Origin of the sequence: Dissulfurispira sp. (assembly GCF_036745535.1) — a bacterium.
Taxonomy (GTDB): domain Bacteria; phylum Nitrospirota; class Thermodesulfovibrionia; order Thermodesulfovibrionales; family Dissulfurispiraceae; genus Dissulfurispira.
On sequence record NZ_DAIOFX010000003.1, the window covers coordinates 50,890 to 61,365 of the forward strand.

A 10,476-nucleotide genomic window follows, 5' to 3' on the forward strand; every position below is an offset into this window, starting at 1 on the left:
ATGCACAAAAACATGTTATAATTCCGATTAATCTTTCAAAGGGGTAAACAAATGCTTGATGACAAGTTGCCAACAGGCCTAACATTTGATGATGTCCTTTTATTGCCTTCCAAATCCGATGTCCTTCCGAGGGACGTGGATATAAGTACAAAACTGACCAGAAACATAACCCTCAACATCCCAATTATCAGCGCAGCAATGGACACCGTTACAGAGGCAGGCCTCGCCATAGCCATCGCAAGGGAAGGAGGTCTCGGTATAGTCCACAGGGCAGTGTCACCCCAGAAGCAGGCCCTCGAAGTTGATAAGGTGAAGAAATCTGAAAGCGGCATGATTGTCGATCCCATAACAATAGCTCCCGATGCCCCTATTTCGGACGCCCTTGTGCTTATGGAGAGATACAAGATTTCAGGCGTGCCTGTTACATTAAAAGGAAAGCTTGTGGGAATACTCACCAACAGAGACCTGAGGTTCGAGACCAATGTGAAGAAGAAGGTCAGCGAGGTAATGACAAAGGAGAGGCTCATTACAGCGCCGGTTGGCACTACTCTGGAAAAGGCAAAAAAGCTGCTCCACGAATATAAAATAGAAAAACTGCCCATAGTAGATGATGACTTCAACTTAAAGGGTTTAATCACAATAAAGGACATAGAAAAGAGGAAGAAGTATCCCCATGCATGCAAGGACAGGCTGGGCAGGCTGAGAGTGGGCGGTGCAGTTGGGGTTGGCGAAGATGCCCTATACAGAACTGAACTCCTTGTCAAGGCGGGTGTTGATATTATAGCCATCGATACTGCCCACGGCCATTCAAAGGCGGTTATTAATACACTTAAAGAAATAAAGAAACGATTTGATATTGATGTTATAGCCGGAAACGTTGCTACCTCTGAGGGAGCAAGAGACCTCATAAAGGCAGGCGCCGACGCAGTAAAAATAGGAATAGGTCCCGGCTCCATATGCACCACGAGGATAGTTGCAGGCGCAGGCGTTCCCCAGCTCACAGCAATAAATAACTGCTATGCCGTGGCATCTAAGGCGAATATACCTCTGATTGCAGATGGAGGCATAAGGTATTCAGGCGACATAACAAAGGCACTTGCAGCAGGAGCGCACTGCGTCATGATAGGAAGCCTCTTTGCAGGAACTGCTGAATCACCCGGCGAGATAATCCTCTATCAGGGCAGAAGTTACAAGGTTTACAGGGGCATGGGATCCCTCGGTGCAATGGAACAGGGTGCAAAGGACAGATACGGACAGGCAGGGGTTGAAAAGGAAAAACTTGTTCCTGAAGGCGTTGAAGGAAGGGTGCCTTACAAAGGACCTCTTTCACAGAGCATACATCAGCTTATCGGAGGCCTTCGTTCTGGCATGGGATACTGCGGGTGCAAGAACCTCAAAGAGATGAGGGAAAAGGCCAAATTCATCCAGATTACAAATGCCGGATGGAAAGAGAGCCATGTCCACGATGTCATTATCACGAAGGAAGCACCAAACTACAGGATAGAACAATGATTAACGATAAAATACTCGTCCTCGATTTCGGGTCACAATATACACAGCTCATAGCGAGAAGGGTAAGGGAAAGCAAGGTGTATTCCGAGATATTCCCCTTTAATGCATCCATCGAAAAGATAAAGTCCTTTAACCCAAAGGGCATTATCCTATCCGGAGGTCCTTCCAGTGTTTATGACAAGGGAGCGCCTGCACCTGACATGGAGGTATTCAGACTCGGCATACCTGTTCTCGGAATCTGCTACGGCATGCAGTTGATGGCCCATTACCTCGGAGGAAGGGTTGCAAAGGCTGTAAAAAGGGAATACGGCAAGGCCGAACTGATTGTTGACGACAATTCGGACATCTTCAAGAGGGTATCAAAGAAGACAAAGGTCTGGATGAGCCACGGAGACAGGATCGAGAAACTGCCAAAGGGATTTTCCGCTATTGGCCATACAGATAATTCGCCAATAGCTGCCATGGCTAATAAAGAAAAGGGATTCTATGCACTGCAGTTCCATCCCGAGGTAGTCCATACAGATGAAGGCAAAAAGATACTCCAGAGCTTTGTATATGATATATGCAGCTCTAAACCAACATGGACAATGAAATCCTTTATCGAGACATCGAAAAAGGATATAAGGGAAAAGGTCGGAGACAAGCGCGTTATATGCGGAATAAGCGGAGGGGTGGATTCTGCTGTTACTGCGGTACTTGTGCATGAAGCAATTGGTGATGCGCTTACATGCATATTTGTTGACAATGGCCTGCTTAGAGCCGGCGAGGCAAAAAAGGTTGAAGATACCCTGCGCAAGAGTTTCCATATGGACATCCGTGTTGTGGATGCATCGGAGAGGTTTCTAAAAAGGCTTAGAGGAGTTAAAGACCCTGAGAGGAAGAGAAAGATCATAGGCAATGAGTTCATAAGGGTATTTGAAGCAGAGGCAATGAAGATCAAGAATGTTGGATTCCTCGCACAGGGGACACTGTACCCCGATGTTATAGAAAGCACGTCCTTTAAAGGTCCGTCTGCTGTTATCAAGAGCCATCACAATGTGGGCGGCCTGCTTAAAAAGATGAAATTGAAACTCATTGAGCCCTTGAGAGAATTATTTAAAGACGAAGTCCGTTTATTGGGGAAAGAGCTGGGAATGCCAGACGAGATAATTTACAGGCATCCATTTCCGGGCCCTGGGCTTGCAATAAGGTGTATAGGTGATATTACAAGGGCTGGAACGGAAGTCCTCAGAAAGGCTGACGCCATTGTCCTTGAGGAGATAAAAAAGGCAGGACTTTATGGCGAGTTGTGGCAGGCATTTGCCGTGCTTCTTCCAACAAAGAGCGTTGGTGTCATGGGTGATGAGAGGACATATGAAAATGTGATTGCAGTGAGGGCTGTCACGAGCCTCGACGGAATGACTGCTGACTGGGCAAAGATACCATATGAAGCAATGGAAAGGATTTCAAATAGAGTCATCAATGAGGTAAAGGGCGTGAACAGGGTTGTTTACGACATAACCTCAAAGCCTCCCGGGACTATCGAGTGGGAGTAATGGACATAAAGGCCTACCTTAAAGAAAAAAAAACACTGATAGACTCATTCCTTGAGTCGTATTTTTCTACACCTATCAATCCCAGGACACTGCAAGATTCTATGACATATTCCCTTTCTGCTGGAGGGAAAAGGATAAGGCCTGTTTTATGTCTTGCAGCATACGAGGCATGCGCCAAAGACAACAAAGTTAAGGCAGGAGACATAATCCCCTATGCCTCTGCCCTTGAGTTCATACACACATACTCATTAATACACGATGACCTCCCTGCAATGGACAATGATGACCTCAGGCGTGGAAAACCAACAAATCATAAGGTTTTTGGCGAGGGCATGGCCATTTTAGCAGGGGACGGCTTGTTAACAGAGGCCTTTTATTTGCTGTCCAACAATACCCATAATGTTTCTCACTTTTCACCTTATGCAATTTTAAAAGTAATTCGCGAGATTGCCATGGCAGCAGGTGCGCACGGAATGGTGGGAGGCCAGGCACAGGATTTATTATCAGAGGATGCAGAGCCTGATGCAGAAACACTATCTTTCATACATAGCCACAAGACCGCTGCACTCATAACGGTCTCTGTCCGTTCAGGGGGCATACTGGCAAACTGCAGCGACCACGAATTGTTCAGGCTCACGAAATACGGAGAGAATATAGGGTTAGCATTTCAGGTTATTGATGATATACTTGATGTAGAAGGAGAGACAGAGGTAATAGGCAAGTCCAAAGGCTCTGATGAAAAGAAAAAGAAGATGACTTATCCCAGGCTTTATGGCATAGATAAGTCGAGGGAAAAGGCAAAGGAACTGATTAATGGTGCAATCAATTCGCTGGAGACTTTTGATGAAAAGGCAGAGCCATTGAGGGCTATCGCAAGGTATATGCTTGAAAGGAAAAGTTAGGCTTATGTTTATATATGTCAAGTACGGCTCAAAGCCACCTCTTTTCGCCGCACCTGACATATATTTTCTGAATTAGGATAGCTCAATTTTGGTTTAAAATGTTTATAGAGAAAATAAAATCCCCGCAGGACTTAAAATCCCTCAAGGCAGAAGACCTGAATGCCCTTGCCGAGGAACTGCGAAATGTAATCATTGAAAGGGTTTCCATTAATGGCGGGCATCTTGCATCTAATTTAGGAGTTGTGGAACTGACCATAGCACTCCATTATGTCTTTAATTCCCCTGAAGACAAGATTGTCTGGGATGTGGGACATCAGTCATACTCCCATAAGCTTTTAACAGGAAGATTTCATATTTTCCATACGCTCAGGAAATATAAGGGATTATCAGGGTTTCCTAAGATTTCAGAAAGTCCCCATGATGCCTTTGGCACTGGACACAGTTCTACTTCCATATCCGCTGCTATTGGAATACTGGAGGCGAGGGACATTATTAAAAAATTTCAAATTTCAAATCTCAGATTTCAAATTCCCAATAAGGTTATAGCAGTTATAGGCGATGGCGCTTTAACATCAGGACTGGCGTTTGAAGGACTTAATCATGCGGGGCATCTCAAAAAAGACCTTATCGTAATTCTCAATGACAACGAGATGTCCATATCTCCGAATGTTGGAGCCTTGTCCAACTATCTTAATAAGGTCCTGACAGGTACATTCTACAAAAAATTCAAGAAAGAGACAAAGGCATTTTTGGAAGGCATTCCCAAGATCGGAGAAACAGTCGCAAAGATTGCCCAGAAGGCAGAAGGCAGCATGAAGGGATTTTTTCTGCCAGGAGGATTGTTTGAGGATCTTGGATTTAATTATTTAGGCCCAATCGACGGCCATGATATACCATTACTGATCGAAACATTAAACAGCATTAAAGATGCGAATGAGCCGACATTAATCCATGTAGTAACCAAGAAAGGCAAAGGATACAAGTTTTCAGAGGAAGACCCGTGCATATATCATGGAGTGGGGCCATTTGAGGCAGATACGGGAATACAGAAAGAAGGGTCAGGGGTCAAAGGTCAAGGGTCAAAGGCCGAAGAAAACCTGGAAAACTTGCCTGTTGTCCATTGCATCTCGCCGCTTGCATACAGCGATGTATTCGGTAATGCACTTATGGAAATTGCGGAGGCTGATAAAAGGGTTGTAGCTATAACTGCTGCAATGAAAGAGGGGACAGGCCTTGCAACATTTGCTGAGAGATTTCCAGAAAGATTTTATGATGTTGGCATTGCAGAGCCCCATGCAGTAACCTTTGCAGCAGGCCTTGCAGTACAGGGATTAAAGCCGGTTGTGGCAATATACTCCACATTCATCCAGAGGGCTTATGATGAGATTATCCATGATGTCTGCCTCCAGAACCTCCCTGTCGTATTTGCCATAGACAGGGCAGGCATCGTGGGCGAGGACGGCGCAACGCATCAGGGCTTGTTCGACATATCATTTCTGAGGCATATCCCAAATCTCTTGTTAATGGCCCCAAAAGACGGGCAGGAATTGAAAGACATGCTTAAGTTCGCAGTTCAGTATAATGGCCCTTCAGCCATAAGGTATCCGAGGGGAAAGGTGAGTCAGGAGTCAAGAGTTAAGAGTCAAAAGTCAGAAATAATAAAGGGGAAATTCGAAATTTTGATGGAAGGCGATGGTGTAGCAATCATTGCTGTGGGTAATGCAGTGCATCCATCATTGAAGGCGGCAGAGATGTTGAAGGGAGATGACATAAATGCCTGCGTTGTAAATGCACGGTTCATCAAGCCCCTTGATGAGGAACTCATAATATCAATGTCAGAGAGGACAAAAAGAATAATTACTGTAGAAGAGAATGTCCTTGCAGGAGGCTTTGGCTCCGCGGTTCTTGAATGCGTAAACAAGGCAGGATTGACGGATATTGCAGTCAAAAGAATTGGCATAGATGACGAATTCGTAGAGCACGGCAGCCAGAATATTCTCAGGCAGAAATACGGGCTTGACGAAGAAGGGATATATAAAACCGCACTGGCATTTCTGAGCCAACATTGTGCAAGGCTATAATGGTCATAATCTGTATCTAAGTTGAGTGATTTTTATATGTCAGTTACTGCTCAAAGACTTTAAAAAGTGTTGATTCAAGTGCATACGAGAGATTTTAAATATATTATTCATCAAGTATCCAATGTAGTAGATGACGGATGCAAGATAAAGTTTGCACAAGTGCGTGGTTTAAAGTCTTTTCGCAGCACCTGACATATATTTTTAGATTAGAATCGCTCAATTTGGGTACAAAATGAAATCCCGTCTCGATAAAATCATTGTTGACAAAGGCATTGCACCAAGCCGTGAGCGTGCGCAGGCGCTTATCATGGAAGGCAGGGTTTTTGTTGGAGGCGTTCCTGTTACTAAGGCTGGGGCGATGGTTGACGAAGGCGCAGCAGTCGAACTAAAAGGTGAAGATATCCCGTATGTCAGCCGAGGAGGCCTTAAGCTTGAGGCAGCAATCAGGCATTTCAATATATCGATGAAAGAAAAAATTGCAATGGATGTGGGATCTTCAACAGGCGGATTTACAGACTGTATGCTTCAGAATGGTGTCAAAAAGGTTTATTGCATCGATGTCGGATACGGACAGCTTGCATGGAAGCTGAGACAGGACCCAGGGGTTGTGCTTATTGAGAGGACGAATATACGCTACCTCGAAAGGGAGAGGGTTCCCGAAGATATAGACATCGTAACCATCGATGTATCATTCATATCACTAATAAAAGTTGTGCCAAATGTATTAGGGTTTCTGAAAGAGAACGGAGAGATTATAGCCCTCATAAAACCGCAGTTCGAGGTTGGAAAGGGAGAAGTGGGCAAGGGAGGCATCGTAAAGGATGAGGCAAAGAGGTTAAAGGCTGTGGATCGTGTGAAGGAAAATCTCGAGGCCCTCGGGCTTCAGACTATCGGGGTGATGCAGTCGCCAATCCCCGGCCAGAAGGGCAATATCGAATATCTTATTTATATGAAAAGGCACACTATATAATATGCTGGAATTTATTATATAATATTCACTCCATTGGTAAGTGGGATAGTAAATTAGCTGGAGTAAGAGATGGAAATGCCTTCTGATTTTGTAAAAAAATCGACATGGAATAAGGTGCTTAATTATATAGCATTAAGCGATGAGCTACCTCCATATCTTCTTGTGGATAAAGAGGTTGTGAAGGAGAAGGTCGCTGTCATAGGCAAGAATATCAAGAACTCAAAGGTATTTTATGCTGTCAAGGCTAATCCCGATGTGGAGGTCTTGAGATTTCTGAACAGCCTCGGCACAGGTTTTGAAATTGCATCAGAGGGAGAATTGCAGATGCTTGCCTCACTTGGTGTCGAGCCTGAAAGGATTATAACGAGCAATCCAATGAAGACCTTTAAATTCTTAGAGCAGGCAGTTGATTACGGGGTGAACTATTTTGCCTACGACTCAATGGTGGAGGTGGAAAAGCTCGCGAGGTATGCTCCTGGATGTAATGTGTATGTAAGATTATCTGTCCCGAACGAAGGAAGCGAATGGCCTTTAAGCAAGAAATTTGGGGTTGAGCTTGATGTTGCATCGGAGCTGCTCGTGTATGCAAAGGAAAAAGGGCTTAATCCCGTAGGCATTACCTTTCACGTTGGCTCACAGTGCAATAATGTCTATAACTGGAACACTGCTGTTGATAAGGCCAGGGATCTCTGGGAGAATGCAGAACGGAACGGGATAAAACTTAGAATGCTCAACATCGGCGGCGGCTATCCGATCCGATACACAAAGAATGTGGTTGATGTGGAGACGATAGAGAAAAAGGTCAATAAGGTCATATACCAGAAATTCCCCCAGGATATCGATATATTCATCGAGCCAGGGAGGGCTGTTGTTGGAGATGCAGGAATATTTGTCTCCACGGTTATAGGCAAGGCAATGCGAGGGGACGAGAACTGGCTCTATATAGATGTGGGGGTTTTTAATGGATTGATGGAGAGTGTCGGAGGCATTAAATATACCTATGTTGTTGGAAGCAGGAATGAGCCGAAGACATGGACTATTTCAGGGCCGAGCTGCGACAGCTTCGATGTTATAGACAAGGAGGTCGAACTCCCTGAGCCTGAGGTGGGCAACAGGATACTGATACTTTCGAGCGGCGCATACACGATTTCGTATGCATCCGAGTTTAACGGATTTTCGATACCGAAGACGATACTGATTTGAGTATATGAGTGAATGAGTGGACGAGTTAATGGGTTGATGAAAGTGAACATATTTTTTTATATTTTATATGTCTTTACCCATTTACTCATTTACCCATTTACTCATTGACAGGAGGACAAAATGATCAAGTTTTTCGAAAAAGACCCATATACCCCGATCCAATATGTGTATGAAGTTGAAAAGGTGCTGCATAAAAGCAAGAGCGAGTTTCAGGAGATAATGGTTATCCAAAACCCCCATTTTGGCAAGATGCTCATCCTCGACGGAGTTGTGCAGATAACCGAAAGGGATGAGCTTTTTTACCATGAGATGCTCGTCCATCCCGTTATGCACGCCCATCCGGATCCAAAGAAGGTTATAGTTATAGGCGGCGGAGACGGAGGGACTGTCAGAGAGGTTTTGAAGCACGATTCTGTGGAAAAGGTCTATTTTATCGAGATAGACGAAGAGGTAATCAATGTATCAAAGGAGTTTTTCCCGACAGTGGCATGCAGAATTGATGACAAGCGTGTGGAGATAAAGTGTATGGACGGCGCAGAATTTGTAAAGGGAAGGGAAGGGGACATCGATGTCGTCATCGTTGACTCAACCGATATCGTGGGTTTTGCAAAAAGCCTGTTCACAGTCGAGTTCTTTAAATCTGTTAAAGACTCCCTTACGGATGAAGGCATGTTTGTGACCCTTTCGGAGTCTCTCCATTTCCATAAAGACCTGGTAATCGAGGTTCAAGAGGCAATGAAGCTGATATTCCCGATTGTTGATCTTTATACCGTTCCCATAGCCACATATGCAGGCAACTGGTGGACATTCTCTGCAGCTTCAAAGAAGCACGATTTGAGGCAGATGAGAAGGGAATATAAGACAGATACCAGATATTACAGCGATGAGATCCACCAGCAGGCATTTATGCCGCCAAAGATGTATGAGAGGCTGATGCAGAGAAAGCTCCAGTGGTAATGCTGTCTTCTTGACAGGAGTATTCCCTACTTGTTAAATTATTAGCACTCTTAGCATGAGAGTGCTAATAATTTGATTATCAGGTATCAGGCAGGGCGATAACGACGATGGTGATGGAATTTTTGGATGAGAGAAGCAAGCAGATCCTCTATGCGGTTGTCCAGAGCTATATAAGCAAGCCTGACCCTGTCGGCTCAAGATTTGTAACAAAAAAGTATTCTTTTGGTTTTTCACCTGCTACTGTAAGAAATATAATGGCCGACCTTGAAGACCTTGGTTTCTTGAGCCAGCCCTACACCTCTGCGGGCAGGGTTCCAACGGATAAAGGCTATAGGTTTTATGTGGATTCCATCATGGTCGTCAGGGAGACAGGCGAATTCGATTCAGGAGAGAGTGACTTTGTCCAGCAGTTTGCTAAAAAGCTCGACAACATAAGAAGCGATGTAAACAATATGTTTTTGGAGATTACAAACTCCCTCTCGATGATGTCGAATTATATAGGCGTTGTAACGCCTCCAAGGGCCGAAAAGACGATATTCGACAGGATAAATTTCATAAGGTACAAGGAAGATAAGGTCGTAGCCATTCTGATGACCGAAGAGGGCGTGATAAAGAACAAGATAATTGGTGTGGATTCAAGGCTTACGCAGGATGACCTCAACAGAATAGCCGACTATCTTAATGCAGAATACTCGGGGCGAACCATAGATGAGATAAAGAACCTGCTTGTAAGAAAGGCCTACCGTGAGAAGGCATTATGGGACAAGCTGATAGCAAGGGCAATAAAGATATATGAGCAGGTAATATCATTTACTGAGGACGATGTTTATGTGTCAGGGCTTTACGATGTCATGAACCTCCCGGACTTTTCCGACATCTCAAAGATAAGGGAGATATCGAAGGCCATAAAAGACAAGCATATCATACTGAAGCTTCTTGACGAGCTTTCGGATTCGGAAGGCGTGCATGTATTAATAGGCAACGAGAATCCTGTTGAAGAGATGAAAAACCTGAGTGTGGTTGCCTCTACATACAAAGAAAGAGAGAGGCCTATGGGCGTAATAGCATTGATAGGTCCTAAAAGAATGGACTATTCAAAGGCCATATACATGGTGGATACCATTGCGAAATGCATAAGCAGGACATTTGATTGATGGCCGGAGGTAATATGGAAGAAACTAAAAAAAACGAAGAAATAGGCGTTTCTGCTGAGATCGAAGATAAGCCTAATCGCTCAACACTGTCGTACGCCAATGAACACGGTAATATGGAAGAAACTAAAAAAAACGAAGAAATAGGCGTTTCTGCTGAGATCG

Annotated in this window: 8 protein-coding genes; all 8 read left to right on the top strand. The window is 44.4% G+C overall.

The features are described from left to right. The first annotated feature begins 51 nt into the window (after nucleotides 1–51). The 8 genes from guaB (at nucleotide 52) to hrcA (ending at nucleotide 10,314) form a co-directional block, all read left to right on the top strand. A complete protein-coding gene (gene guaB / locus V7L97_RS01595) occupies nucleotides 52–1,512 on the top strand; it encodes an IMP dehydrogenase (protein WP_333652742.1) in 1,461 nt (486 codons plus the stop codon). Then, the gene (gene guaA, locus V7L97_RS01600) at nucleotides 1,509–3,047 is read left to right on the top strand and encodes a glutamine-hydrolyzing GMP synthase (protein WP_333652745.1); all 1,539 of its coding nucleotides are present in this window, start codon (nucleotides 1,509–1,511) and stop codon (nucleotides 3,045–3,047) included. The genes guaB and guaA overlap by 4 nt, the downstream gene beginning before the upstream one ends. Next, nucleotides 3,047–3,949, top strand: coding sequence for a polyprenyl synthetase family protein (locus tag V7L97_RS01605; protein WP_333652748.1), 903 nt, complete (start codon nucleotides 3,047–3,049; stop codon nucleotides 3,947–3,949). Before guaA ends, V7L97_RS01605 begins: the two co-directional genes overlap by 1 nt. A gap of 98 nt (nucleotides 3,950–4,047) precedes the next feature. Then, nucleotides 4,048–6,030 carry a 1-deoxy-D-xylulose-5-phosphate synthase gene (dxs, locus tag V7L97_RS01610; protein WP_333652751.1) on the top strand — a complete coding sequence of 661 codons (1,983 nt, stop codon included), beginning with the start codon at nucleotides 4,048–4,050 and terminating at the stop codon, nucleotides 6,028–6,030. A 232-nt stretch (nucleotides 6,031–6,262) separates the two neighbouring features. After that, nucleotides 6,263–7,000 carry a TlyA family RNA methyltransferase gene (locus tag V7L97_RS01615; RefSeq protein ID WP_333652754.1) on the top strand — a complete coding sequence of 246 codons (738 nt, stop codon included), beginning with the start codon at nucleotides 6,263–6,265 and terminating at the stop codon, nucleotides 6,998–7,000. A gap of 69 nt (nucleotides 7,001–7,069) precedes the next feature. Continuing rightward, nucleotides 7,070–8,203, top strand: a complete 1,134-nt coding sequence (locus V7L97_RS01620; RefSeq protein WP_333652757.1) for a type III PLP-dependent enzyme — start codon at nucleotides 7,070–7,072, stop codon at nucleotides 8,201–8,203. A gap of 120 nt (nucleotides 8,204–8,323) precedes the next feature. Next, nucleotides 8,324–9,160 carry a polyamine aminopropyltransferase gene (gene speE, locus V7L97_RS01625; protein WP_333652760.1) on the top strand — a complete coding sequence of 279 codons (837 nt, stop codon included), beginning with the start codon at nucleotides 8,324–8,326 and terminating at the stop codon, nucleotides 9,158–9,160. Between the two features lie 113 nt (nucleotides 9,161–9,273). Next, a complete protein-coding gene (gene hrcA, locus V7L97_RS01630) occupies nucleotides 9,274–10,314 on the top strand; it encodes a heat-inducible transcriptional repressor HrcA (protein ID WP_333652763.1) in 1,041 nt (346 codons plus the stop codon). Nucleotides 10,315–10,476: the final 162 nt, after the last annotated feature.

What these genes read in the sequence shown, in the direction of transcription:
- guaB (WP_333652742.1), top strand. Translation starts at nt 52, where the DNA reads ATGCTTGATGACAAGTTGCCAACAGGCCTAACATTTGATGATGTCCTT.
- hrcA (WP_333652763.1), top strand. Translation starts at nt 9,274, where the DNA reads ATGGAATTTTTGGATGAGAGAAGCAAGCAGATCCTCTATGCGGTTGTC.
- dxs (WP_333652751.1), top strand. Translation starts at nt 4,048, where the DNA reads ATGTTTATAGAGAAAATAAAATCCCCGCAGGACTTAAAATCCCTCAAG.
- V7L97_RS01605 (WP_333652748.1), top strand. Translation starts at nt 3,047, where the DNA reads ATGGACATAAAGGCCTACCTTAAAGAAAAAAAAACACTGATAGACTCA.
- guaA (WP_333652745.1), top strand. Translation starts at nt 1,509, where the DNA reads ATGATTAACGATAAAATACTCGTCCTCGATTTCGGGTCACAATATACA.
- V7L97_RS01620 (WP_333652757.1), top strand. Translation starts at nt 7,070, where the DNA reads ATGGAAATGCCTTCTGATTTTGTAAAAAAATCGACATGGAATAAGGTG.
- V7L97_RS01615 (WP_333652754.1), top strand. Translation starts at nt 6,263, where the DNA reads ATGAAATCCCGTCTCGATAAAATCATTGTTGACAAAGGCATTGCACCA.
- speE (WP_333652760.1), top strand. Translation starts at nt 8,324, where the DNA reads ATGATCAAGTTTTTCGAAAAAGACCCATATACCCCGATCCAATATGTG.